Origin of the sequence: Megasphaera paucivorans, assembly GCF_900103535.1 — a bacterium.
In the GTDB taxonomy this organism is placed as follows: Bacteria; Bacillota; Negativicutes; order Veillonellales; family Megasphaeraceae; genus Megasphaera_A; species Megasphaera_A paucivorans.
In genome coordinates, this window is record NZ_FNHQ01000001.1 from 33,103 (window position 1) to 57,430 (window position 24,328).

A 24,328-nucleotide genomic window follows, 5' to 3' on the forward strand; every position below is an offset into this window, starting at 1 on the left:
TTTAAAACAATATATGTAATCATATATGTTAACGACAGACTCTTTTTCGATCCCTGTAAATTATCTGCTGCCATATGCACGAATCAACAATCTTTCAATACATCGGCCATTTTACACATACGGGCTATGGGTTTTACATCATGAACACGCATAATATCACATCCAGCTAACACCCCAGCTACACAAGTAGCTCCCGTACCTTCCATTCGTTCTGTCACAGGCAAATCAAGCACTTTACCGATAAATCCTTTGCGAGATGTTCCCAATAGCATAGGATACGGCAAGGTTGTTAATTGCCGTAGATGACGAAGAAGATATATATTCTGTTCTGCGGTCTTACCAAATCCGACTCCCGGATCCATAATAATATTTTCTTCCCTCATTCCTGCACGCTTAGCAATTTCCACAGAACGGGCAAAAAAAATCTTCATATCTTCTATCATATTATTATAATCTGTTCCGCTTTGATTATGCATAACTATAACAGGAATATCACAAGTAGCTGCAACGTGAGCCATTTCTCCTGGTTCCTGTTCATATTGGAGTCCCCATATATCATTTATTATGTGCGCTCCTGCACTCACCGCATATGCTGCAGTTTTCGCCTTATACGTATCGACAGATACAGGCACTGGACAGTGCGCCGTTATTTCAGGAAGTATCTGTGCCAATCTGCTTATTTCTTCTTCTGAAGAAATCGGTATAAAACCCGGTCGCGATGATTCAGCACCAACATCAATGATATCTGCCCCATCATCAACCATTTTCTCCATATGCTGCAGCGCTCGTTCTATATGGTTCCACTTTCCTCCATCAGAAAAAGAATCTGGAGTAATATTTAAAATTCCCATGATCAAGGTCTTTTTTCCCACTTCCAAAAACTTTCCATCCTGCCAATGATAGTTCCGTATTTGATTACTCATCTGAGTCCTTCCTTGTCAATAATTTCCAAGCTTCCATATATTGTTCTGTTCCTTCTTTAAGACGACCGCTGGAAACTGCTGTTATAATATCCGAATCCAAAGCAGTGCTATTGCGCATAGTTAAGCATAAGTGTGTAGCCTGAACAATAACCAAAACCCCTTCCGCATGTACTCCGGCATTAATAGAATCACAAATTTGAGATGTCAATCTTTCTTGAAGCTGAGGGCGGCGAGTCAGTACGCTGACAACATCCGCAAAATGACCAAACCCGGCAATTTGTCCATTATGAGGATAATACGCTATCTGTACCGTTCCAAAAAAAGGAAGCAGATGATGTTCACAAATAGAATAAAACCGCAGATTACGTACAGCCACTAAACCATTAGAAGATGTTTTTATCAGTTCTCCCCATTGTGTATCAGGACTCTCCTGTAATCCAGAAAAAAAGGCTGTATAAGCCTCAGCTACACGATACGGAGTCTTTTCCATGCCAAGTTTTTTTAAATCCACTCCCAATGCTTCCAAAAACGCTGTCATCGCCGCAATAGCCTTTGGATTTATCTTATGTTCTATCATAACTGCTCCTTTACAAAAATCGTATATTTCAAATTATTATCCAATTATACCACAGAGAAAAAACAGTAGCCAGTACCGCTGCCGGTCAGCAAATGGGCGCTTGCCTTCCGCTGCATACCCCCTTCATCAGCATCTAATTTTTACATCCATTTATAATATGCTACAATGAACAAAAGTCCGCCAATAATAATAAAAAAGGGAGATGCATATTGCCGGAATATGGATTGATTATGGTCTAAATAAATCTCTTCAGGCCGATTGGGATTATAGCGTATATCTACAATATCTCCTGCTTCAAAATTCCATTCCGAATCACCTATTTCATAACGTGAGCGATACGCAGTATCATTCACGTTATATGCTACGACCGGGAAATACATATCCCCGCTCTTAAGAGTTTTTACATCAAACCCCTTGATTGTCCCCTTAACAGGCTGACTGCAATGCCGAATCAAACAGCGCATCTTCCAGCCATTATACACGCCAACCCCAATAAACAGTATCCCCAAAACAGCCGGAATATAATATAAAATATTCATACATAGTACCTCCTACTATTACCATTTAAACACTTATATACGTTTAGAAATAATGTAAGCAGAAATCCCCCCCAAAACAGCCGTTATAATCTGAGGCCAGCTCATCACTAACAAAATCATATGGCGTACCATTTCAGGAAAAGCGACAAAGCTGAAAAGCAGATAAAAAGATGTATACATAGCAGCTGCTTTTATAAAAGCAGCTGCACATATACCCGGGATTTTCCAACGTTTCAATAACCAACAGGCTGCTATATACATGCCGTTGCCAAGAGCTACAGGAAAAATAAACGGTAAAAAAGGCAGCATTCCTTCCAAATAAGCAAATAAAGGTGTTATCAATGCGATCAGCAGTCCTGATTTCCAGCCAATCCGTAAAACAGCTAAAACAAAACATAAATTAACCAAAGATCCAATGAGGAACATGCTTGTCTGCGGTGGCAGTGGAAGAATAAGCCGCAAGCTCTGCAAAATAAGCGTACTCGCCAAAAGCAGTGCCGTTCTGGTAATAATTTGTATTTGATTATGTTCCATATTTCAAATCGCCTCTGCATAATTAGCTAAAATTTGTTATAATAGAAAAGTGTCCAGTTTATAAACCGGGACCGCTATCTATTATTGTATCCGCAGAGGTGTTATATGTCAAAACGATTTATCAATTCTATCAATTATATGCGTGGGATATGTATGTTGGGCGTTATCGGCATTCATGTTGGTTCGATTGCACTTACCAATCCTGCACCGAATTTAGGACTCGTTTCTATATTAGAAATCCTTACCCGTTTTTCTGTGCCGGCATTTTTCTTTTTATCAGCATTCGGCATGTTTTACAGTGAACCGCTGAGCAAACCGTTTTCTTACAGTACGTATCTACGGCGCCGCTTGAAAACAGTACTTATTCCATATGTAACATGGTCCTTTTTTTACATGCTGTACTCAGCCGCTTTAAGTCATAACGGCATGATATTTGAACCCGGAAATATAGTTAAGACCTTGTGGTATGGATTAGCTATGTATCATATATATTTCCTGGTCATCCTTCTTTGGTTTTATGTATTAATGCCTATATGGCGTCCTATGCTCCGCTTCATGGATCACAAGCCATGGTTTTGGTTTCCTTTATTATTTATCGTGAATGCCGTATTTAACTTTTATTCAAGTTATATTTGGGATTTCCATTTTTCTTCTTCTCTACTGCAAGATGCTTTTAATTTTCGATTAAATTATGTTATTTTTCACTATCTTTTCATTTTTATGTTTGGTGCTTATACAGCAGAACATTTTGATGACGTAAAAAACTGGCTGTCTCACCATGGAGTTTTTATTAATATATTGCAAATCCTTTCTACCGCAGGAATACTGATGAGTTTCTATGGCGTCATGAAGTATCTCCATTACGATGCATTATCTGCTGTATATACGGTTCATCAGCTGAGCCCTACAGGCATGCTTTATACGGTGTCAACTATGTTGTTTTTATTATATTGGTGGGAGTGCCGGCCCGTGCCACAAAAAGTACATTTCTTATTGAATATGCTGGGAAATTATTCTTATCCTATTTATTTGGTTCATCCCGTATTTTTATCTATGTTAACCGGAATAGCTGCCCATTTGCATATATATCTGCGTTCACTGCATATTATTATTATCTACTGCATTGTCACATTATGTGCGATCCTTTTTTCGGCACTATTGCCTAAACTTCATCTGCCAAAATGGATGTACGTCTGTATTAAAGGCAAATGATTTACTATTTTGTATCTGTATATTATTATAGTTTCATGCTATAATAATTATATATTATTAGAAAAGGCGGTGTATTACTAGTGAAAAAGTTAATGATTGCGTTAGGCCTGACTTTAGCATTATCTGCCCCTGCCTGGGCTGCCAACAATATATGGCAATATAATCAACATATCGCTATTGATATGGATTCAGCTAAAATCACTACAGAAAAAGGGATGACAATCCTCACCTTTAAGACAATAGAAAAGGCAGATGGTGTTACAGATAACTGTACTTATGTCTATAATGTAGATGATCAAACAATTCAACTTAAAGAAATGATTTCTAAAACAGCAAAACGTTCTTATAAAAGTAATTTCTATCCCGAATCGATTAAAACCGGAAACAATGTTATTAAAGGCCGTGCCCATATGGCAAATAACGTGTTAAAAAAAGTCCAAGAAGCCGACGCAATGAAAGGGTCTCACAAAAGATAATCCTATCAATACAAGCTGTCAAACAGTAAAAACCTCTCCAGCCGGAGAGGTTTTTACTGTTTGACAGCTTGTATTTTTATCGATTATCTACTTTTTCCGGATATACATCATGCTGCGTTAAGCGCTGCCATGCAACTTGTTCCCACGGAGTCCCTTTTTTCCCATAATTACAGTACGGATCAATAGATATACCGCCACGTGGCAAAAATTTCCCCCACACTTCAATATATTTCGGATCCATCAGCATAATCAAATCATCCATGATGATATTTACACAATCTTCATGAAAATCACCGTGATTACGAAAACTAAATAAATAGAGTTTCAAAGACTTGCTTTCAACCATTAGTTTTCCCGGAACATAAGAAATATAAATCGTGGCATAATCAGGCTGTCCCGTTTTAGGACAAAGACTGGTAAATTCAGGGCAATTAAATTTTACAAAATACTCTCTTTCCGTATGCTTATTGGCAAAAGTTTCCAACAAAGAAGGTTCATAGTCAAAATCATATTCGGTATGCTTGCTTCCCAATTGGGTCACACCTTGCAATTCTTTGGTATTTCTGCTCATAAACTCTGCCTCCCCGGCATATAGACCCGCTGCAGTGCATGTACCATCAATACACCGACAATAGCCGGCGGCAGCTGACCGACCATTAAACTTCCAGCCAGCACACTATACGGAATCTGCAGCAAATAAGATAACCATATACTGACGCACAAAGACGGCACAACCCAGATCGGCAACGCAACAAACCATATATTCAGATTACGAAAATTAATCTGTGTAATGATCCAAGTCGTTATTATTCCTACTGCACAGCCTCCCAGCATATCAATAATTCCCAATCCACCAAAAAAAAGTTGGACAAAAGATTCGCAATCCCCAGCGGAATAACTAAGAAAGGATAAATATAAGCCAAAGCATATAATGCAGTTGCAATACGTATCTGATAGGCACCAAAAGAAATACTCTGTGTCATGTAGAGTAAAACAACATATACAGTAATAACCATAGCAGAAATAGTCATACGTTTTGTATCAGAAATAAAATTATACATTGGCCAACACCTCCTTTTACCCGTATTCACACACAAAAAAAAGATGGGCACACATTCTATACCCATCATAAATCGTTATACTTTCCTAGTTTTATTTAACGACAGGATGGATTACGAACTGTCCTTATGCTATTGCCTATTTATTATAGCTTACAAACTACTGCATTGCAAGACCTTCTATAAAACAAAATACAGGTTACCAAATCACATGTCCCAATACATGGTCAACAGGAACGGGCCCAATAAAACGGCTGTCACTGCTATGATTGCGATTATCACCCATGCAGAACACATATCCCTCCGGAACAGTAATTTCTCCCTTCTGGGAATATTTCATAGGTTCATTGATATAGGATTCCTGCAGTTCTTCACCATTACGCCAAACATGGCCATCATGAAATGCCAATTTATCTCCCGGTCTGCCAATAACACGTTTAACCCAAATATTTTTAGTCTGAAGCTTAGAATTAAAAAATGCCATGTAATTATTCATAGGTTCCGCTACGTCATCTTTCCATGTGCGTGGATAATCAACACGACTGTCAATAATTACAATATCTCCGTAATCTGGCACTTCATTCATAATATGGCTAAATTTAGAAACAATAAGATATTCTCCGTTATGCAGCGTTGGCATCATAGATTCTCCTGAAACCCTTGTAGGCTGAAAAAAGAAAATATGAATAATTAAAGCAATGGCCAACGCTATAATAATGGAATAACACCATTCATATACTTCATGAAAAAATGAACTCAATATAAAACCCTCCCTTGCCGTACTGTTTTATTGTAACAAAGAGGAGAAACAAAATCAACTACTATCGTCGCTTCAAAAAATCATTATTTATTAACTCATAGCTATCAATTGCTCAATACGTATCATTTCCGATTCTCCGATAACTGCTATTCCCGCTTTCTTTAAATATTGTACTGCTATTCCATCCCCTTCCACCGTAATATGGCGGAAGCTTCCGTCGTAGATATTACCGCTTCCACATGTTGGGCTTTTTTCTTTAAGGATAGCATAGCTGCAATGGAACAATCGTGCCAGCTTTACCGCCTCCACAGCCCCTCTATGATAAGCCGCTGTTACATCAATTCCCGATTGCGTTATAACTCTTCCATTTTTGCATTCTGCCGGTTCCCGCGGTGTCGCTAATCCCCCAGATTGTTCCGGACAAATAGGAATTAAATGGATCTGTCTAGCTTGCAGCAGCGTCTGCATAGCTGCATATTCTTTTATATTGCCATCATAACGGCAATATTGTCCTAATAAACAAGAACTAATTAATACATTCATCAAATTGCCCCTCTCTATTTTTAGTACAATTATATGTTATGTTCTTATACAAAAGACATATCGTTTTCATATAGAGAATGATAATATTGTATCATGAAAACATTTTATATGATAATCTACCCCATATAATTGATAAAATACTATATTATATATATTTTTTCTATATTGCACTTTGTATTCAACAAATACTGGAACATTAAAAAATGATTAAATTCCGCATTATGAAATTGCTAATTTCTTTTTCATATTCTATGATAATATCAGTAGAAAGATTTATTCTTAATTATACCTGACCTCTACGAAAAAGGAGCTTATAAAATGACAGAAGCAAGGCAGCAACGAAATACAGCCGATTTATTGGTTGAATGTTTAGAAGAAGAAGAAGTACATTATATTTTTGGTATTCCCGGAGAAGAAAATCTTCCGGTTATGAATGCCATCGAAAAGTCTAAAATTGAATTTGTAACAGTGCGTCATGAACAAGGTGCTGCATTTATGGCTGATGTATATGGCCGTTTGACGGGAAAAGCGGGTGTATGTCTGGCAACGCTTGGTCCCGGAGCTACCAATCTTATTACAGGCGTTGCAGACGCCGATTGTGATGGGGCACCGCTCGTAGCTATTTCCGGGCAAGTAAGTACCGACAAAATGCATATTACAGCTCACCAATATCTTGATTTACGGGCTATGTTCGAACCTATTACCCGTCGGGCCTATACTGTGGTACGCCCCGACACAGTATCCGAAATCACTCGTCTCGCCTTTAAATATGCTGAACGGGAAAAACCCGGTGCAACCTTTATTGATTTGCCAATCAATATTAGTAAAATGCCCGTAGATGATGCAGAAAAGCCTCTTCTTCACAAAGTAATTACTCCGGAAACTGCAATAGATGAACAAATTGAAGCGGCTGCAAACATTATTTCCAACGCCAAAAACCCGGTAATTCTAGCAGGCAGCGGGGTCATTCGCAGCCATTCTGCTGAAATGCTAACCAAATTTTCCGAAAAACTCAAGCTCCCTGTTATTAATACTATGATGGCAAAAGGTGCCATTCCCTTTGATAATGCATATTCTTTATGGACCGTGGGAATTCCTATGTCCGATTATCAAACCAAGGTATTAGAGGACGCCAGCTTGGTTATTGCCGTTGGGTATGATATCATTGAATATAATCCTGCAAAATGGAATACTAAACGAGCCGATATCGTCCATATTGATATGATGCCAGCCGATATTAATAAACATTATCAGCCAAAAGTCGAGGTCGTTGGAGATATTCCCAACACCTTATTCCGCATCATGCAAAAATCTTCCCGTCTTCAAGAACCAACATCCGCATTGGCTATTCGCAAAAAGATGGTAGAAGAACACGAACAATATGCTGATGATATATCTTTTCCTGTCAAACCCCAAAAGGCTCTTATTGACGCCCGCAAAGTTATGGGCAAGGATGATATTGTCATATCCGACGTAGGGGCTCATAAAGTCTGGATTGCCCGTCATTATAATTGTTATAAGCCTAATACTTGTATCATTTCCAATGGATTTGCTACAATGGGCATCGCCGTTCCTGGTGCTATAGCAGCAAAACTCGTCCATCCTGACCGAAAAGTACTTGCAATTGCAGGTGACGCCGGGTTTCTGATGAACTGCCAAGAATTTGAAACAGCACATCGGTTAGGCGTCAATTTCGTAACTCTCATTTTCAATGATGCCAGTTATGGTCTTATTAAGTGGAAGCAGGATGATCAGTTCGGTCATCACTGCTATGTAGATTTTACAAATCCCGATTTTGTAAAATTAGCTGAAAGTATGGGTGCGATTGGTTACCGAATTACAAAAACAGAAGAATTACTTCCCACCTTAAAGCAAGCATTTGACCAAGATAAACCAGTTATTATAGACTGCCCCATTGATTATGATGAAAACATGAAACTCACTCATCATCTGGAAAGACTTATGAAAGAACTACAATAAAACGAAATTAAATTTCTATTTTCTTCAAAATAATGTTCAGAAAAAACGTTCAGAATACTATTCCGAACGTTTTTTTTGTTATATTTTCTTTATGTCAGTCAGCAACGCTTCTACATTTTCTTCCTGCGTTGCCCAAGACGTACAAAAACGACAAACAAAACTGCCATTATTCAAATCTGCAAAATAATCAAAAGAATATTTTTCTCCCAGCTTTTTCGCTTGTTCCTGCGTCAAAATAGGAAGCTGTTGGTTCGTTAGATGATCAACATAAAAGGAAAATCCCGAAGATGCAAACCCTTGATGCAGTTTAACAGCTAAATCAGCGGCATGCTTTGCCAATTTCATATACAATCCATCGGCGAACAATGTTTCAAACTGAACGCCCAAAAGCCATCCTTTTGCCAATAATCCGCCCCGTTGTTTAACGTGATATGAAAACTCCTGTTTCAATGTTTCGTCAAGTATGACAACAGCTTCCCCAAATAAAGCGCCTTGTTTTGTTCCTCCAATGGTAAAAACATCGCAAAGTTTCGGAAAATCGTTAAGTTTTAAATCACTTTCCGGGCTCTCTATGCCATATCCCAGCCGTGCTCCATCAATAAACAACAACACATGGTATTCCCGGCAAACCGTATAAATCTCTTCAATTTCACGGCGGCTGTACAAGGTACCGATTTCTGTAGTCTGTGAAATATACACCATTCCTGGCTGTACAATATGAAGCGCATGTGTATCATTCCAATATTGCCGGCAAACTTCCCGGATCTGTTCCCCTGTTAGTTTCCCCGTATCTGTCGGTATAGACAAAACCTTATGACCGGTTGCTTCAATAGCCCCTGTCTCATGATTATTGATATGAGCTGTCTGTGGTGCAATAACACCTTGATAACTTTTTAATGCAGATGCAATGACGGTCAAATTTGTCTGAGTTCCGCCAACCAAAAAAGCAACCTTCGCTTCGGGTGCATCACAAACATGACGAATTAATTCTTTAGCATGTTCACAATGAGTATCTTCACCATACCCGGCATTTTGTTCCATATTCGCTTTTGCAATTGCCTCTATCACCTGAACCGGTGCGCCTTCTAAATAATCACATTCAAATCTAATCATCTTATATATCTATCCTTTCTGTTTGTTTTACTACTTTAGCATTTTCCAGCATCACCATGACCGGACGTATTAAGCTTTCTTCGTCATCAGCGCTTCCCATAACAACAGTAATTTCTACCACTCCGCCGCGCTGCCATACAATAACGTGCATCATCTCCTGAAAAACTGCCGCATTAATAATCATAGACCGTTCAACAATTCCTTCATAAAAAGTATTTCCTGAAATTTTTACCGGCTGCATTGGCTGAATAAGATTAAAACCAGATGGCAGCGAGGTCCGTAAGCGATTGTTGATATGTGTCACGTACATGGATATATCTGCGGCTCCTTGATCTTGCAAATAATCGGGCCGATCAAATTTTACCGTTTTACCATTCACAAGCTGTTTGAAGTCCCAAGACCCCAATGTATATTGCAGCAAATACCCATAATGAAAAGAGGCTCCCTCTTTTTTAATTAATTGGTATGTTCTTGGTACAGCCGGATAAATAGCATCCAGCATTCTACCCATATCATTATTGTATTTCTGTGCTGTAATGACAGACTGTTTACCGGCATCCATATATATATTATCCGGAACCGTAATAATCCCCCATTCAGGAAGAACCATCTGATTTCCCCTATCTTTTTCCGCCATTACGGATGGCACCATTACCATCACTGTCACTGCAATAATCAGGCACATTCTTATTTTCAACTCCAACACTTCCTTTTTTTACATTCACCACATATAAAAACATTTTATAATATTTATTATAGCCTGTCAAAAGAGGAGATATATTATAAAAATCGAATTATATATAGGATAAGATGATTTTAATTCACTTGGGAGGTATACTATGGATTTTAATTTAAAGCCCCAATCTTCTGGGGAAAACAAAGAATTAGTAACAGAAAACAATACTGCCATAAAATATGCCAGCGGTACAGCTCCGGTATATGCCACTCCGGCACTAGTAGGACTCATGGAAAACGCTGCCGTATTGGCAATTGGAAATCAACTTCCTGAAGGTTTTGGAACTGTTGGTATTTCTATGAATGTACAGCATGTATCGGCAACTCCTATCGGAATGACCGTACGTGCCAAAGCTACTCTTACAGAACAGGACCGAAAAAAATTGACTTTTCAAATTGAAGCGTATGATGAAGCGGGTCTGGTTGGAAACAGTATCCATGAACGTTTTATCATTGAAACAGAACCATTTTTAGACAAGGCAGATAAAAAGAAAGCTGAATTTTGTAAATAATATATCTAAATAAAAAAAGAACAGGGTCCGTAAGAAATTTTTCTTATAAACCTTGTTCTTTTTTTATCATTATTTTACATCATCCGCCTCTGTCAGTTAACTTGCATACCCTTTTGCATCACAAGTCTGATTTTCACGGCGATGATACGTTCAATCACTTTTCAGCATCTTCCTGCCATTTAGCCAAATCAGCGAGTGTAATGCTATCCACTACCCCATCAATAGCTTCCGCAAGACGTTTCCATACTTCTTCAGTAGAACAATACGGTAAATTGCTTTGACTTTCAGAAACAGGGGCTAACCCGCCTTCCATAATGCGAAGTATTTCTCCTACCGTATAATCATCTGGATCACGTGACATCTTGTAACCGCCCTGTGGTCCTCTAGCACTGACGACTAAACCGGCACGTCCTAATTTAGTTACAATTTGTTCCAAATATTTTTCTGACAACTGCTGTCGTTCAGCTATGCTTTTGATAGTTACAAATTGGTGATCATTTTGATGAATTGCCAAATCCAACATTAAGCGCAACGCATAGCGACCGCGAGTTGAGATCTTCATACTATCCTCTCCTTATCTTTTTCTGATTTCTTATGAAATAACCGCCAATACATCGCCGGTTTTGACATTATCGCCTACTTTTACACGTACGTCAATAACAGTTCCATCAGAAGATGCCGTGATATCATTCTGCATCTTCATGGCTTCTAAAACAACCAGAACATCACCGCGATTTACACCTTGTCCGATAGCAGCTTTTACAAAAGAAATTTTACCCGGCATCGGTGCTTTCACAGTTACAGCATGTTCAGGGACAGGTCCCTTAGGCAGTGGGGTTGCCGTAGTATGAACTGCTGCCGCAGCAACTGGAGCCTGTTTTATCTCTACAGGCTTTTGGGGTTCCTTTACAGCCGCTGCCGGCGCCGGTGGTGTATTGACCGTCGGAACGGCAGGAACCGTTTCTGCTGGTGCACCTATTTCTTCAACTTCAACTTCATATGCTTGTCCATTTACAGTTACTTTAAACTTTTTCATGCTATATCCTCCTGAAAGAATTTGTCGTATATTATCTCATGCCAATCATACGTGCAGCCATAATCCAATTGCTGGTCCGCTGACGTTTCGGTTTTATAGAACGAATCGCCGACGGCGGATACCCGCATGCGGTAATAGCAGCGGTAATAGCGGCAACGATTTCGGGAGTCAAAGCCGCTGTTTCATCATGTACAGTAATCGGTTTTACGTTAAAAGCAGCGGGCTCTTGCTTTATACTTGAGTCTTCCGGTACTTTTACCGTTTCTTTTAAAACTTCTGGCTTTGCTTCTTCATTTTTTTCCATTTTTTTCAGACGAATCCGCAATGTTTCATTTTCCTGCTGGAGTACAGTTATATCAGTTGTAATCTTTTTTATATGCCGTACAACAACAATAACAAATGCTAAAATAACTATCGTCCAAACAATCAGAACCTTACTCAAAAATGCCAGTGACGTTAAAGACGTCAATTCTATCATATACGTCACTCCTCCTTATAACGGCATATTGCCATGTTTTTTAGCCGGCCGTTCTTCTCTTTTGCTGGCCAGCATCGCCAAGGCATCTATGATACGCGGACGTGTTGCCTTCGGTTCAATAACACAATCGACATAACCATGTTCAGCAGCTTTATAAGGTGTAGAAAATTCTTCGATATATTCCTGCTTCTTCTGCTCTTTTTCCGGATCATTTTTAAAAATGATATTTGCGGCTCCATCAGGCCCCATAACTGCGATTTCAGCAGTAGGCCATGCAAACACCATATCCGCCCCAAGTTCTCGGCAGCACATCGCAATGTAAGCTCCTCCATAGGCCTTACGAACGATAACCGTGACTTTTGGCACTGTCGCTTCACAATAAGCATACAACATTTTAGCTCCGTGGCGGATAATCCCTCCATATTCCTGCGTTGTACCTGGTAGAAATCCCGGAACATCAACATACGTCACGATAGGAATATTAAACGCATCACAGAATCGAATGAATCGTGCCGCTTTATCTGATGCATTGATATCAAGACATCCTGCCAAGTACTTAGGCTGATTAGCAATAATTCCCACAGATTGTCCATCAAAACGTGCAAAACAAGTAATCATATTCTGCGCATAATTTTCCAGAACCTGATATATTTCTCCGTTATCCACACTCGATTTGATAATATCCAACATATCATACGGCATGTTGCTGCTGTCAGGTATGATGGAATTAAGTGATTCATCTTGGCGTTGCGGATCATCTCCCGTTTCTACCAAAGGAGCTTCCTCCATATTATTACTGGGCAGGAACTCAAGAAGATATTTTATTTGATTAATGCAATCATCTTCATCTTCTGCAATAAAATGAGCTACTCCAGAAATAGAATTATGCGTCATCGCTCCGCCTAATTCTTCTGATGTTACTTCCTCGGCTGTTACGGATTTAATAACCGCCGGTCCGGTAATAAACATATTGCTAGTTTTCTTTACCATAAAAATAAAATCGGTCAAGGCCGGGCTATATACAGCACCACCCGCACAAGGTCCCATAATAACAGAAATTTGAGGAATAACACCGGATGCCGATGTGTTACTCATAAAAATACGGCCAAATCCAGACAACGCATCTACGCCTTCTTGAATACGTGCGCCACCTGAATCATTAATACCAATAATAGGTGCTCCCATTTTCATCGCCATCTGCTGTACCTGAACAATTTTATGGGCATGCATTTCACCTAATGATCCACCTTCCACGGTAAAATCTTCCGCGTAAGCAAAAACAAGCCGTCCCTTTACTGTGCCATACCCGGTTACTACTCCGTCTCCGGGTAAATTTTTATCCTGCATATTGAAATTCGTGCAGCGATGTTTAATAAATTGACTTATTTCAGTAAAACTCCCGTCATCAAATAACTTAAGGAGACGTTCGCGGGCCGTCATCTTACCTTTTTCATGTTGCTTATCAATACGTTTTTGTCCTCCGCCCATCTCGATTTTTGCAATTTTTTGATGGAGAAAGTCAATTTTTTCTTGAACAGTAGCCATAGTACACCTCCATTACGTCTTTCACACAATTACTTATTATATCATGAAATAATTTTTTTTTCATTATCCTTCATAATATATTATGATACGTCCATACTAATACTTGACGCTTGCATCACATAATACCCCTATATGTCAGACATGATTTTCAACACTTGCAAATTTATCTTGGCATATCTTATACTGCATCCCCCCCTCAATCTGCTGCATATACTACATCACAGTCATAAATATATTACATACTCTTTCATTCCAATAAAATGGCAAATTATTCAGAATCTGTATTCTCTCAATAATATTTTCAGTACATTATATTATATCACACACCTTATAGATAACAAAAACCTATATATAATAAATTTTTTCACAATACTGCCGGCTAACTTGCATTATATTCTACTATAACCTTTCAATATATGGAATTATTTTATTATTTTAAAATTATATATTATTATTCTTTGCTATGCCCCATATAAAAACAGCTTTCTTTATGATATGATAGACAATATATGCAAAGAGGAGGTCTATATGGAAACTAAAAATGTCGTAATCGTAAGCGCCTGCCGTACAGCAATTGGAAAATATCTGGGACAATTTAAAACGGTGACAGCTCGTGAACTAGCTACAACAGCAGCGAAAGAAGCTATCCGCCGTGCCGGACTGGATCCCAAAGAAGTAGATGAAATTGTTATGGGTGAAGTTTTTACTGCAATGCAAGGTTCTCTGCCAGCTCGACAAATTTCTATGCGCATCGGAATGGATGTACGCAGCAACGCCGTGAGCGTGAACCAAAACTGTGCTTCCGGAATGAGAGCACTGGAAATTGCCTGCAATGATATTCAACTCGGTAAAACAGATATCGGCCTCGTTGTAGGTGTAGAAAGCATGACTAACGCTCCATTTTTAATTCCGCAGGGGCGTATGGGTTACCGAATGGGGAGTGTTGCGGATGAAGGGGCCTCTAAAATCTATGACCATATGCTGCACGACGGTTTATATGATGAACTAAGTAAAGGACATATGGGCGTAACCGCAGATAACGTTGCTAAATTGTATAATATTACCCGTCGCGAATGTGATGAATTGGCAGTTATGAGTCATCAAAGAGCTTGCGCTGCTATTGATAAAGGAAAGTTTAAAGATGAAATTGTCCCGTACACGCTGCATGGGAAAAAGAGCGATATTCTCATCGATACCGATGAACATCCTATCCGAAATTGCTCGATAGAAACTCTTTCAAAAATGCCTCCTGTATTCACAAAAGACGGTGTAACAACTGCAGCTAATGCCTCTGGAATCAATGATGCTGCCGCTGCCATGATCATTATGTCCGAAGATAAAGCTGCCGAGCTCGGCCTCACTCCCATGGCCAAAATGATATATATGTGCGGCGAAGGTGTAGAACCAAAATACATGGGATTGGGTCCGGCTGCCGTTATTCCAAAATGTCTCAAAAAAAGTTCCTTGAATTTCTCTGATATTGATTACTGGGAAATTAATGAAGCTTTTTCCGCTCAATTTTTAGGAGTCGGTCGCAAACTCAAAGAAGAATACAGTTATGAAATAGATATGAACCGCACAAATGTAAATGGTTCCGGCATCGCGTTAGGACATCCTGTAGGATGTTCTGCTCTGCGTATCATTGTCACTATGCTATATGAAATGCAGCGCCAAGACTACAAGACGGGATGTGCTTCTCTATGTGTAGGCGGCGGACCCGCGATGGCATCTTTATGGACACGTGCTATCTAAATGCAGCTATAAAAAATTACACTATACAAAAAGCAGTCGAGATGAAATTTTTATCCCGGCTGTTTTTTTATTCAATATACACTGCATCCTAATCCATAAATTAGTATTCTTCATTACGGAGTACGAAGATAACGAGAATCGGGAATTCCTTCATATTTTGATATTTTTGTTTCACTATTACTATAATCCGTAATCTTATAGTATGCTCCATCTGTACTTCGAAAATAGGTGGACATTCCTCCATCGCTTTCATGTTCAACAGTATAATCATGGCCCCAATGAATACCTTGTAAATCCGAGGTATCATGTAATCCGTTCGTATCCCTATAGGGAAAATAAACTCGCTGTCCTTTATCATCTAAAAACCATGCAACTCTATATGTCCTATCTTTTCCCTGAACGGTTAATGTAGTAAAAGTAACTTTTTGTCCTGCTACAATCGTTGTTTCATCTGTATCATAATTTTCGTTGTTTCCGGTAATAGCTTGCAATTTAGATGACACCGCGGAGTAAATACCTGTTTCATTATTATTTATATAAAAGACAGCGAGAAAACCGGTTCCCACAATGAGAAGAAAAATAATTCCATATTCCGTAAGTCCTTGCCCTTTTTTATTAAGCATACTATTTTCTCCCTGATATATCTCTCCATTAAAAATAATTTCCATATATTATATTTTACTATATACATATGAAAAAATCCATGCATGTAAAACATGCATGGATTTTTAATGCAATATCGTATTTTATACAAGGTCTAATCTCCATAGTTCATACTCATATATGGTATGTTACACAATATCAGGAAGTACTTCATAGTCTTTCAATTCTGTACCATCAGCATACCGAATACAGTGAACGATAAGCCAAGCATAAATCTCTGCTCCCTGCACAGTAAACGCTCGTTCCTTAGGGAGAAACGGATTCAACTCCGATACAATATCTATGGTTTGCTGAGATTGTGCCGCAGTTACCAAATCAATCGAAAAAGGAAATTGCAATTGCTGTCCATCTGCGGTTCTGGCATACGCCTTTCCGGAAATAGAATGAACCGGCTTATTGCCGTGCAAAGTAAGAATCGCATGAATTTGCAGGGATTTCCGCCGTCCTGATACTCCATCAGATACCACGTTTGCCGTTATTTTTCCCCGATCCACTACTGCATCAATTTTTTGCCGAATTCCTGTATTCAAAACTTGAAGTTTTTCCTGTCGTGCCCTTTTAATAGCTTGAATATATTCTTTAAGATTAAGAATTTTTATAACTTTCCAAGAACCATCAAGATTTTTTTGCATCGCCAAATCTAAAACAAAAGACTTTTTCAATACAGAATCAGTGACAACAATACCAACAACAGGACTGCCATTATCACCTTGTTTTGTATAGGATACGTCTTTGTACCTAACGAAATTCAAGTCTGTGTCCCTTTTCATATCTTCCAAATTTAGGCGCTGCCGGATATCCATATCCTGAAAATTTGCTTCGTAATTTCCTGTTTCTACGTAATCATGCAGACAATCCTGCAGAGAATCAACCAGCCCTGGCTTCAATATCTGAAGAAAAGGTGCTGTTAAGTTCTTGGCCATATTGGCTGCTTCGGCATCGGATCTGCTTTCTTCTAATATATCATCAAAAGCAACTGATAAAACCTGATCTGTATCAACATGTTCTGCAAAAGTTTCCCAATCCTGCTGTTCTACAGCTTTTTGAATAATATATATCGAATACGCAGGAGTTTTTGTATAATAGAAAAAATAACTCAAAAGCAGAACAATTATAATAAAAATACTACCGACAATAGGAAATGTTCGTTTTTTTTGCCCTAATATATGCATGAGATCTCCTGTAATGATACCCTATCACACTTAACTTCGGCAGCTATCCCCATCTAAATTTTGTTCTGTTACCGATGTTCATAAAAGTTCAAAACTTCCTGCTCAATAACTTCTGCCCGTTTATCAAGTTCCAACATAGCCTGTTCCATCATTTCTATAAATTGCTGATCCGTAATGGAGGACAAATTGACTGTAACACTATAAAAAGCACTGCGCATAGCCGCTCTGGCTTGTAAAACAGAAATAGCGGCATCTGTAAGAGCCCATGAATTACCTTTACGGATAACAGTTTGGGATAGTTCAAGAATAATAAATATCTGCTTACTCAGTTCAAAAGGAACTTGAGCCGCTTCTTTAAAAGCCTTCTGGACTTTTTCTGTCCTTCCCGCCATGTCTTTGGATAAACGAAGCGCCGCAATAACAGAACGAAACGCCTCTGCATCTGCATCAATCGCAGTAAGGCAATATTCCCGGATCCGTTCACACTGAAGCTTGATATGCTGCATATCTTCCGCAGTATGTTCATATCCTTTTTTACCAATAGTAAGGTTGGCAACCATTTCCAACAATGCCGCTGCCGCTGCCGCAGTCATAGCCGCAATACCGCCGCCGCCGGGAGCCGGAGCACGGGAAGCCGTAGCTGCCAATAGTTCTCTTACTGTCATATCACATAACTTTTTATTTGCCACTTAGAACAACCCCGTAATAACACCATTCTCATCAATATCCATTCTATTAGCGGCTGGTACCTTCGGCAAACCAGGCATAGTCATAATATTACTAGTTTGACAAACAATAAATCCTGCACCAGAACAAATTCTGACATCCTTGATCGTTATTTTAAACCCTGCCGGACGTCCGAGAAGTTCTGGATCATCTGATAAAGAATATTGCGTTTTAGCAATACAAACAGGCATTTTATCAAGACCTAAGTGTTCCAATTCTTTGACTTGTTTCTGGGCGGCTGTTTCAAATATAACGCCATCCCCACCATATATTTCCTTGACAATAGCCGCAACCTTATTGGGAATAGTATCTTTTTCATCATAAATAGGCTTATATGGTGTTTTTTTCGTCTTCATAAGTTCCAGTACATGTTCTGCCATTTCAACGCCGCCTTCGCCGCCTTTTGCCCAGCAGTCATTTAACGCAACATCAACACCAAAGTCTTCACAAAGTTTCTTGAGAAGGCTAATTTCTGCTTTTGTATCTGTAATAAATTTATTGATGCTGACCAAAACAGGTACATCAAATTTACGCATATTTTCTACATGCTTAGCCAAATTAGCAAACCCGTTTTCTAATGCTTCCAGATTTTCTTCCGTCAACTCTGTTTTTTTAACACCGCCATGCATCTTCAAGGCCCGAATAGTTGCAACAATAACAACCGCATCTGGTTTTATACCGGCAAAACGGCATTTTATATCCAAAAATTTTTCTGCTCCCAAATCAGCACCGAAACCGGCTTCCGTGACGGTAATATCGCCCATTTTCATTGCCAATTTTGTAGCCACAACAGAATTGCAGCCATGTGCAATATTAGCAAAAGGGCCTCCATGGACCAACGCGGGCGTATTTTCCGTTGTTTGCACAAGGTTGGGCTTGATTGCATCTTTCATTAAGATTGCCATTGCCCCATCGACTTGAAGATCGCGGGCTGTAACCGGGTTACCATCTAAATTATAGGCTACAATAATATCTCCCATGCGTTTTTTTAAATCCATAAGATCATGTGCCAAGCAGAGAATCGCCATAATTTCGGATGCTACGGTTATCATAAAATGATCTTCTCTGGGAAATCCGCAAACTTTACCGCCGAGACCTACAACAATACCTCGCAGTGCACGGTCATTCATATCCATCACACGTTTCCAAATAATACGGCGTACGTCAATTTTAAGGGTATTTCCTTGATGAACATGGTTATCAATAGCAGCAGCCAATAAATTATTTGCTGCTGTAATTGCATGCATATCACCTGTAAAATGCAAATTAATATCTTCCATAGGAAGTACTTGGGAGTAGCCGCCACCGGCAGCGCCTCCTTTAATTCCAAATACAGGGCCAAGAGAAGGCTCCCGTAAAGCAATCATTGTTTTATGTCCTAATTTATTCAGTGCTTGACCGAGGCCAATAGTTGTCATAGACTTTCCTTCTCCTGCTGGAGTTGGATTGATAGCAGTCACCAAGACTAGTTTGCCATCTTCTTTTGCAGCTAATCGTTTAATAGCACCAAAAGAAATTTTGGCTTTATATTTTCCATATAATTCCAAATCATCTTCTTTAAGACCGCATTTTTCGGCAATTTTTACGATTGGTTCCAAATTAGCTTGCTGTGCAATTTCAATATCGCTTAATACCTTGCTCATGATATGCATCCACCCCTGTTCATAAAATTAGCAGCTTCTAGAGCTGCATGATATATTCTTGTTATTTTATTATTATAAAACAAAATAATAGGTCTGTATAGAAAGAATCAGCCATCCTGTATCATTCCCAATCAGCCGTAAAACAGACAGAAAAACCCCTTTTTATGTTCTGCCATAAAAGAATTATTTCCACCTGTTTTATACCGATGAGTTATATTTTTATAATTTTTTCTGTTTCCAATGTTACTTCTCCGCCAATCGTAATATACTGAAGTTCCCCTTTTGCAACAACCGCAGCCGCTGCTATTACCCCGCCAGGCTGCTGCAGCTTGACAGCAATATTTCTGTTCCCCATATAGGCTATCGCTGCCGCTGCTGCTGCAGATCCGGAGCCACAACTATGTTCCCAATATAGTGTATTGGTTTGTTTTACATAAACGGCAGGAATCATTTTCCATATTGTCGGATCAAGAAGAATAAGGCCATAAGCCGCATAGTTTTCACCGGATGCATACGTCTTGACAGCCTGCCAGAAAATGTTCCGATTGACTGCTGCTGCCCCTTTTCCCATAAAAACAAAATGAACAATACCGGGAAGTACTACTCGAAAAAATCGGCAAGGCGCTCCCCCTATGTCAATAATAACTGCATCTACAGACTGCGGCAAAGGCATTTCAATAGAAGCATCATAGACACCGGAAGCACGTTTTCGGACGTTTGCCTTTAAATTTGTCATACATCCAGAACAAGATATTATATATTCACTCGTTTCTAATCCTTCGACCATAGCTGCATATGCTGCTGCTGATCGAGACGCATTTCCGCAAAACTCACCGCCCATCATATCTATACGAAGTCCGGCTCCATTCGCCGTACCATTCATTGTAAGAAATCCCACTTGTTCTGCTTTAATACAATCAGAACGGAGAAGTCGAGCTGCCAAGCCCGCCCTTTCTCCATCTGCTACTGGATTTAGTACAAATACCGTTGTATTCCCACTCGGATTGGCTAATACATAATGTATATTTTTCATCATATATTCTCTCTTTTCAAGACGACTGCGCTGCCAGCGAAGACCCTTCCCTGTAATCGAAATAATTTCTGTATATTGCATAATGTCGTTAGCAGAAGTACCTATTTGATCAAATGAATAGGGTACTCCACAACTAGTATATTTTTAAAAAAAGGTACCGATTTCGGTACCTTTTTTTATTACAGTGCTTTTTTCCACTGACCCGTTTATTCCTAATTTTTAATTATCCGGAACCAATGACGCAATTATTTTTTAACTAAATTTTTATCTTCTGCATCAACGTGGATATGGAGTTCACGTAATTGTTTTACAGCTACTTCTCCCGGAGCTTCACTCATTTGATCAATAGCATTCTGCGTTTTCGGAAATGCAATAACATCACGAATAGATTTTCTCTTCAACATAAGCATAATCATACGATCAAGACCAAAAGCCAGACCGCCATGCGGCGGAGCTCCATATTCAAAGGCCCGGAGCAAGAAACCAAATTTTTCATTTGCATCTTCAGGTGTTAAGCCAATCGCCTTGAAAACACGCTGCTGAATGTCCTGCTGATAAATACGCAAACTACCGCCACCCAATTCAACTCCATTGAGAACAAGGTCATAGGCTTTAGCATACACATGTCCCGGATCCGTTTCCAATTTATCCAAATCTTCATCGCGTGGCGCTGTAAACGGATGATGCATGGCAACATATCGTTTTTCTTCTTCATTATATTCAAACATCGGGAAATCAAGTACCCATGTAAATGCGAATTTATTTTCATCTATAAGATGAGTACGCCGTGCCATTTCCTTGCGAAGTTCACCTAGTGCGGCAGCTACAACAGCTGGTTTATCGGCAATCATGAGAACCAAGTCTCCTGTTTCCGATCCGCAAGCGGTACCGATTGCCTGAATCGTATCTTCACCCAGGAACTTCATGACTTGTGATTTGATTCCATCAGGTGTAAAGCAAATCCATGCTAATCCTTTTGCTCCATAATGTCCAACATATTCAACCAGCCCGTCTAGTTCCCGGCGGGGAATTTGTGAATACCCTTTTACATTGATAGCCTTAACCTGCCCACCCTTTTCGATAACACTGCGAAATACCTTGAATTCTGTACCGCGGACAAGTTCTGTAATATCTGTAAATTTCATATCAAACCGTAAATCCGGTTTATCAGAGCCATAATATTTCATAGCATAATCCCATGTGATACGCTGAATGGGCAATTGAATATCATGTCCCAGTACTTCTTCAAAAATATAATGCATCAGTTGTTCTGTTAACTGAAGGATTTGTTCCTGACTCATAAAAGACATTTCCATGTCAAGCTGTGTAAATTCTGGCTGGCGGTCTGCACGCAGATCTTCATCACGGAAGCAGCGGGCAATTTGAAAATATCGATCCATGCCGGAAATCATCAGAAGTTGTTTAAATAACTGGGGAGATTGCGGCAGTGCATAAAATTTCCCTGGATTTACACGACTCGGTACAAGATAATCACGGGCTCCTTCCGGTGTACTCTTACAAAGTTCCGGTGTTTCGATTTCAAAGAAGCCGTTCTTATCTAAAAATTCACGCATCGCATGTTTTACACGATGACGCATAATGAGATTCTTCTGCATTTCTGGACGGCGAAGATCCAAATACCGGTATTTCAAACGAATGCTTTCATCTACATCTACATTATCTTCAATATAGAAGGGCGGCGTTTTAGAAGAATTTAAAATGCGCATTTCATCACAACGTACTTCAATCGTGCCAGTAGGCATCTTTTGATTAACAGTTGCTTCATCACGCATGCGAACTTCACCACGAATAGCAAGTACATATTCCGTTCGTACTTGTTCTGCTTTTTTGAATGATTGTTCTTCATAATCCGGTGATGCAACAACCTGAATAACACCCGTACGATCACGTAAGTCGATGAAAATTAATCCGCCATGATCACGACGGCGTTCTACCCAGCCGCATAATATAACTTCCTTGCCTTTTTCTGCTTCCGTAACTTCTCCGCAATAATGACTGCGGCTCAAACCTTCCATTGTATCCATCACTCTGTCATCCTTTCTTCTGTGCTTCCATATATGCTGCTACTCCATCTAATGGAACAGCGATTTGTTCTTTTGTTTCCATATTACGAACTTGGGCTTCTCCTTGCAGCAATTCATTGTCACCAATTATCACAGTATATGCGGCACTGATTTTATTAGCGTACTTCATTTGTCCTTTCATGCTGCGTCCCATAAGATCGATTTCCGTATAGAAATGCCGTCCTCTCAATTGCTGCTGCAAGTCAAACGCAGCGATACGCGCTGCCTCTCCCAGTGCTACAATATATATTGGACGTTTTCTTTCCGGCCGCTGCAAGAGATGCTGCTGCTGCAGGGTAAGGAGCAAGCGTTCCATTCCTACGGCAAAACCGATTCCCGGAGTAGAAGGGCCTCCCATCTCTTCAACAAGACCATCGTACCTGCCGCCGCCGCAGACCGTACTCTGTGCACCCAGCGGCGCATACATAATTTCAAAAGCTGTCTTTGTATAATAATCGAGCCCTCTGACAAGCCGAGTATCCAGTTCGAAAGGAATTCCAATCTTCGTGAGATAATTCTGAACTGTATCAAAATGCGCTTTGCATTCATCACAAAGATTATCGGTAATCTCAGGAACACCCACAGCAGCTTTTTTACACCCTTCTTCTTTACAATCCAAAACACGCAAAGGATTTTTATCAAGCCGTGCCAAACAATCTTCACAAAGCATATCTTTTTTATCAGAAAAGAAATCAAGAAGTTTTTGACGATAAATCGGACGACATGTTGGACACCCTACAGAATTCAGATGCAATACAAGATCATTCAAGCCTAATTCCCGAAAGAGCTGAAATGCCATAGCAATAATTTCTGCATCTACTGCCGGATCCTGTGAACCGATTTCTTCTACTCCAAATTGATGAAACTGCCGATATCTTCCGGCTTGAGGCCGATCATGCCGAAACATCGGTCCTATATAGAAAAACTTCTGAACCTGTTGTTCTGCATAAATCTTATGCTCCAAATAAGCTCGTACAACAGAGGCTGTGTTTTCCGGACGCAGCGTCATGGATCTCCCGCCGCGATCATCAAAAGTATACATCTCTTTAGTTACAACATCTGTCGTTTCCCCTATACCACGCAGAAATAGTTCTGTATTTTCAAAGATAGGAGTCCGAATTTCACCAAATCCATAATATGAACAAATCTGACGGATTTTTTGTTCCAGAAGCTGCCAATCTTCCATCTGTTCCGGCAAAAAATCCTGTGTGCCTCTTGGTGCCGTAATTGCCAT

General features: G+C 39.6%; 27 protein-coding genes. 5 read left to right on the plus strand and 22 right to left on the minus strand.

What is annotated here, in order from left to right; translation table 11 throughout:
- Positions 1-83: 83 nt before the first annotated feature.
- From folP to BLR11_RS00190, 4 genes are all read right to left on the minus strand, one after another.
- On the minus strand, positions 84-923 hold the full coding sequence (gene folP / locus BLR11_RS00175) for a dihydropteroate synthase (protein WP_091647133.1): 840 nt from the start codon (positions 921-923) through the stop codon (positions 84-86).
- Positions 916-1,500: a GTP cyclohydrolase I gene (gene folE, locus BLR11_RS00180; RefSeq protein WP_091647134.1), complete on the minus strand. Its 585-nt coding sequence runs from the start codon at positions 1,498-1,500 to the stop codon at positions 916-918. The genes folP and folE overlap by 8 nt, the downstream gene beginning before the upstream one ends.
- 140 nt (positions 1,501-1,640) lie before the next feature.
- On the minus strand, positions 1,641-2,039 hold the full coding sequence (locus BLR11_RS00185; RefSeq protein WP_091647136.1) for a DUF3592 domain-containing protein: 399 nt from the start codon (positions 2,037-2,039) through the stop codon (positions 1,641-1,643).
- A 33-nt stretch (positions 2,040-2,072) separates the two neighbouring features.
- Positions 2,073-2,573: an ECF transporter S component gene (locus tag BLR11_RS00190; RefSeq protein WP_091647138.1), complete on the minus strand. Its 501-nt coding sequence runs from the start codon at positions 2,571-2,573 to the stop codon at positions 2,073-2,075.
- Positions 2,574-2,678: 105 nt separating this feature from the next.
- On the opposite strand from BLR11_RS00190, the gene BLR11_RS00195 reads away from it, so the two are divergent.
- Together BLR11_RS00195 and BLR11_RS00200 are read left to right on the plus strand one after the other, a co-directional pair.
- The gene (locus tag BLR11_RS00195; protein WP_091647140.1) at positions 2,679-3,785 is read left to right on the plus strand and encodes an acyltransferase; all 1,107 of its coding nucleotides are present in this window, start codon (positions 2,679-2,681) and stop codon (positions 3,783-3,785) included.
- Positions 3,786-3,865: 80 nt separating this feature from the next.
- On the plus strand, positions 3,866-4,261 hold the full coding sequence (locus tag BLR11_RS00200; RefSeq protein ID WP_245675037.1) for a hypothetical protein: 396 nt from the start codon (positions 3,866-3,868) through the stop codon (positions 4,259-4,261).
- Between the two features lie 76 nt (positions 4,262-4,337).
- Here BLR11_RS00200 and queF read toward each other — a convergent pair whose 3' ends face one another.
- The 5 genes from queF to BLR11_RS00220 form a co-directional block, all read right to left on the minus strand.
- Complete coding sequence (queF, locus tag BLR11_RS00205) at positions 4,338-4,832, minus strand: preQ(1) synthase (protein ID WP_091647142.1); 495 nt, start codon at positions 4,830-4,832, stop codon at positions 4,338-4,340.
- Positions 4,829-5,095 (minus strand): hypothetical protein, encoded by a 267-nt coding sequence (locus tag BLR11_RS14435; RefSeq protein ID WP_245675038.1) that lies wholly within the window; start codon positions 5,093-5,095, stop codon positions 4,829-4,831. The genes queF and BLR11_RS14435 overlap by 4 nt, the downstream gene beginning before the upstream one ends.
- The gene (locus tag BLR11_RS14440) at positions 5,074-5,322 is read right to left on the minus strand and encodes a QueT transporter family protein (protein WP_245675039.1); all 249 of its coding nucleotides are present in this window, start codon (positions 5,320-5,322) and stop codon (positions 5,074-5,076) included. Before BLR11_RS14440 ends, BLR11_RS14435 begins: the two co-directional genes overlap by 22 nt.
- 196 nt (positions 5,323-5,518) lie before the next feature.
- Positions 5,519-6,079, minus strand: coding sequence for a signal peptidase I (lepB, locus tag BLR11_RS00215; protein WP_091647144.1), 561 nt, complete (start codon positions 6,077-6,079; stop codon positions 5,519-5,521).
- 90 nt (positions 6,080-6,169) lie between these two features.
- Positions 6,170-6,622: a 2-thiouracil desulfurase family protein gene (locus tag BLR11_RS00220; protein ID WP_091647146.1), complete on the minus strand. Its 453-nt coding sequence runs from the start codon at positions 6,620-6,622 to the stop codon at positions 6,170-6,172.
- A 318-nt stretch (positions 6,623-6,940) separates the two neighbouring features.
- Between BLR11_RS00220 and BLR11_RS00225 the strand changes: the two genes are divergently transcribed.
- On the plus strand, positions 6,941-8,602 hold the full coding sequence (locus BLR11_RS00225) for an acetolactate synthase large subunit (RefSeq protein ID WP_091647147.1): 1,662 nt from the start codon (positions 6,941-6,943) through the stop codon (positions 8,600-8,602).
- A 78-nt stretch (positions 8,603-8,680) separates the two neighbouring features.
- Here the strand turns inward: BLR11_RS00225 and BLR11_RS00230 are convergent, their stop codons facing one another.
- Positions 8,681-9,715: a threonine aldolase family protein gene (locus BLR11_RS00230; RefSeq protein WP_091647149.1), complete on the minus strand. Its 1,035-nt coding sequence runs from the start codon at positions 9,713-9,715 to the stop codon at positions 8,681-8,683.
- 1 nt (position 9,716) lies between these two features.
- A complete protein-coding gene (locus BLR11_RS00235) occupies positions 9,717-10,412 on the minus strand; it encodes a hypothetical protein (protein ID WP_143006375.1) in 696 nt (231 codons plus the stop codon).
- 142 nt (positions 10,413-10,554) lie between these two features.
- On the opposite strand from BLR11_RS00235, the gene BLR11_RS00240 reads away from it, so the two are divergent.
- Complete coding sequence (locus BLR11_RS00240) at positions 10,555-10,962, plus strand: thioesterase family protein (RefSeq protein ID WP_091647152.1); 408 nt, start codon at positions 10,555-10,557, stop codon at positions 10,960-10,962.
- Positions 10,963-11,116: 154 nt separating this feature from the next.
- On the opposite strand, the gene BLR11_RS00245 is transcribed toward BLR11_RS00240, so the two are convergent.
- From BLR11_RS00245 to mmdA, 4 genes are read right to left on the minus strand one after another with little or no spacing between them, the layout of a single operon-like run.
- Positions 11,117-11,524 (minus strand): RrF2 family transcriptional regulator, encoded by a 408-nt coding sequence (locus tag BLR11_RS00245; RefSeq protein WP_091647154.1) that lies wholly within the window; start codon positions 11,522-11,524, stop codon positions 11,117-11,119.
- Between the two features lie 30 nt (positions 11,525-11,554).
- On the minus strand, positions 11,555-11,998 hold the full coding sequence (locus tag BLR11_RS00250) for a biotin/lipoyl-containing protein (protein ID WP_091647156.1): 444 nt from the start codon (positions 11,996-11,998) through the stop codon (positions 11,555-11,557).
- Between the two features lie 31 nt (positions 11,999-12,029).
- Entirely contained in the window at positions 12,030-12,476 is a 447-nt protein-coding gene (locus tag BLR11_RS00255; RefSeq protein ID WP_091647158.1) for a hypothetical protein, read from the minus strand.
- A gap of 15 nt (positions 12,477-12,491) precedes the next feature.
- Positions 12,492-14,021 (minus strand): methylmalonyl-CoA decarboxylase subunit alpha, encoded by a 1,530-nt coding sequence (mmdA, locus tag BLR11_RS00260; RefSeq protein WP_091647159.1) that lies wholly within the window; start codon positions 14,019-14,021, stop codon positions 12,492-12,494.
- A 528-nt stretch (positions 14,022-14,549) separates the two neighbouring features.
- On the opposite strand from mmdA, the gene BLR11_RS00265 reads away from it, so the two are divergent.
- Positions 14,550-15,773 (plus strand): thiolase family protein, encoded by a 1,224-nt coding sequence (locus BLR11_RS00265; RefSeq protein WP_091647161.1) that lies wholly within the window; start codon positions 14,550-14,552, stop codon positions 15,771-15,773.
- 113 nt (positions 15,774-15,886) lie between these two features.
- Here BLR11_RS00265 and BLR11_RS00270 read toward each other — a convergent pair whose 3' ends face one another.
- From BLR11_RS00270 to hisS, 7 genes are all read right to left on the minus strand, one after another.
- A complete protein-coding gene (locus BLR11_RS00270) occupies positions 15,887-16,396 on the minus strand; it encodes a hypothetical protein (protein WP_091647162.1) in 510 nt (169 codons plus the stop codon).
- Positions 16,397-16,564: 168 nt separating this feature from the next.
- The gene (locus BLR11_RS00275; RefSeq protein ID WP_091647164.1) at positions 16,565-17,608 is read right to left on the minus strand and encodes a DUF2939 domain-containing protein; all 1,044 of its coding nucleotides are present in this window, start codon (positions 17,606-17,608) and stop codon (positions 16,565-16,567) included.
- Positions 17,609-17,676: 68 nt separating this feature from the next.
- Entirely contained in the window at positions 17,677-18,297 is a 621-nt protein-coding gene (locus tag BLR11_RS00280; protein ID WP_245675040.1) for a cyclodeaminase/cyclohydrolase family protein, read from the minus strand.
- On the minus strand, positions 18,298-19,977 hold the full coding sequence (locus BLR11_RS00285; protein ID WP_091647166.1) for a formate--tetrahydrofolate ligase: 1,680 nt from the start codon (positions 19,975-19,977) through the stop codon (positions 18,298-18,300).
- 211 nt (positions 19,978-20,188) lie between these two features.
- Positions 20,189-21,013 carry a histidine racemase CntK family protein gene (locus BLR11_RS00290; RefSeq protein WP_091647167.1) on the minus strand — a complete coding sequence of 275 codons (825 nt, stop codon included), beginning with the start codon at positions 21,011-21,013 and terminating at the stop codon, positions 20,189-20,191.
- Between the two features lie 242 nt (positions 21,014-21,255).
- A complete protein-coding gene (aspS, locus tag BLR11_RS00295) occupies positions 21,256-23,055 on the minus strand; it encodes an aspartate--tRNA ligase (protein ID WP_091647169.1) in 1,800 nt (599 codons plus the stop codon).
- 7 nt (positions 23,056-23,062) lie between these two features.
- Positions 23,063-24,328, minus strand: a complete 1,266-nt coding sequence (hisS, locus tag BLR11_RS00300) for a histidine--tRNA ligase (RefSeq protein ID WP_091647171.1) — start codon at positions 24,326-24,328, stop codon at positions 23,063-23,065.

Coding starts and splice junctions, on each gene's coding strand:
- folP (WP_091647133.1), bottom strand. CDS start 923: ATGAGTAATCAAATACGGAACTATCATTGGCAGGATGGAAAGTTTTTG.
- folE (WP_091647134.1), bottom strand. CDS start 1,500: ATGATAGAACATAAGATAAATCCAAAGGCTATTGCGGCGATGACAGCG.
- BLR11_RS00185 (WP_091647136.1), bottom strand. CDS start 2,039: ATGAATATTTTATATTATATTCCGGCTGTTTTGGGGATACTGTTTATT.
- BLR11_RS00190 (WP_091647138.1), bottom strand. CDS start 2,573: ATGGAACATAATCAAATACAAATTATTACCAGAACGGCACTGCTTTTG.
- BLR11_RS00195 (WP_091647140.1), top strand. CDS start 2,679: ATGTCAAAACGATTTATCAATTCTATCAATTATATGCGTGGGATATGT.
- queF (WP_091647142.1), bottom strand. CDS start 4,832: ATGAGCAGAAATACCAAAGAATTGCAAGGTGTGACCCAATTGGGAAGC.
- BLR11_RS14435 (WP_245675038.1), bottom strand. CDS start 5,095: ATGCTGGGAGGCTGTGCAGTAGGAATAATAACGACTTGGATCATTACA.
- BLR11_RS14440 (WP_245675039.1), bottom strand. CDS start 5,322: ATGTATAATTTTATTTCTGATACAAAACGTATGACTATTTCTGCTATG.
- BLR11_RS00220 (WP_091647146.1), bottom strand. CDS start 6,622: ATGAATGTATTAATTAGTTCTTGTTTATTAGGACAATATTGCCGTTAT.
- BLR11_RS00225 (WP_091647147.1), top strand. CDS start 6,941: ATGACAGAAGCAAGGCAGCAACGAAATACAGCCGATTTATTGGTTGAA.
- BLR11_RS00230 (WP_091647149.1), bottom strand. CDS start 9,715: ATGATTAGATTTGAATGTGATTATTTAGAAGGCGCACCGGTTCAGGTG.
- BLR11_RS00240 (WP_091647152.1), top strand. CDS start 10,555: ATGGATTTTAATTTAAAGCCCCAATCTTCTGGGGAAAACAAAGAATTA.
- BLR11_RS00245 (WP_091647154.1), bottom strand. CDS start 11,524: ATGAAGATCTCAACTCGCGGTCGCTATGCGTTGCGCTTAATGTTGGAT.
- BLR11_RS00250 (WP_091647156.1), bottom strand. CDS start 11,998: ATGAAAAAGTTTAAAGTAACTGTAAATGGACAAGCATATGAAGTTGAA.
- BLR11_RS00255 (WP_091647158.1), bottom strand. CDS start 12,476: ATGATAGAATTGACGTCTTTAACGTCACTGGCATTTTTGAGTAAGGTT.
- mmdA (WP_091647159.1), bottom strand. CDS start 14,021: ATGGCTACTGTTCAAGAAAAAATTGACTTTCTCCATCAAAAAATTGCA.
- BLR11_RS00265 (WP_091647161.1), top strand. CDS start 14,550: ATGGAAACTAAAAATGTCGTAATCGTAAGCGCCTGCCGTACAGCAATT.
- BLR11_RS00270 (WP_091647162.1), bottom strand. CDS start 16,396: ATGCTTAATAAAAAAGGGCAAGGACTTACGGAATATGGAATTATTTTT.
- BLR11_RS00275 (WP_091647164.1), bottom strand. CDS start 17,608: ATGCATATATTAGGGCAAAAAAAACGAACATTTCCTATTGTCGGTAGT.
- BLR11_RS00285 (WP_091647166.1), bottom strand. CDS start 19,977: ATGAGCAAGGTATTAAGCGATATTGAAATTGCACAGCAAGCTAATTTG.
- BLR11_RS00290 (WP_091647167.1), bottom strand. CDS start 21,013: ATGATGAAAAATATACATTATGTATTAGCCAATCCGAGTGGGAATACA.
- aspS (WP_091647169.1), bottom strand. CDS start 23,055: ATGGATACAATGGAAGGTTTGAGCCGCAGTCATTATTGCGGAGAAGTT.
- hisS (WP_091647171.1), bottom strand. CDS start 24,328: ATGGCAATTACGGCACCAAGAGGCACACAGGATTTTTTGCCGGAACAG.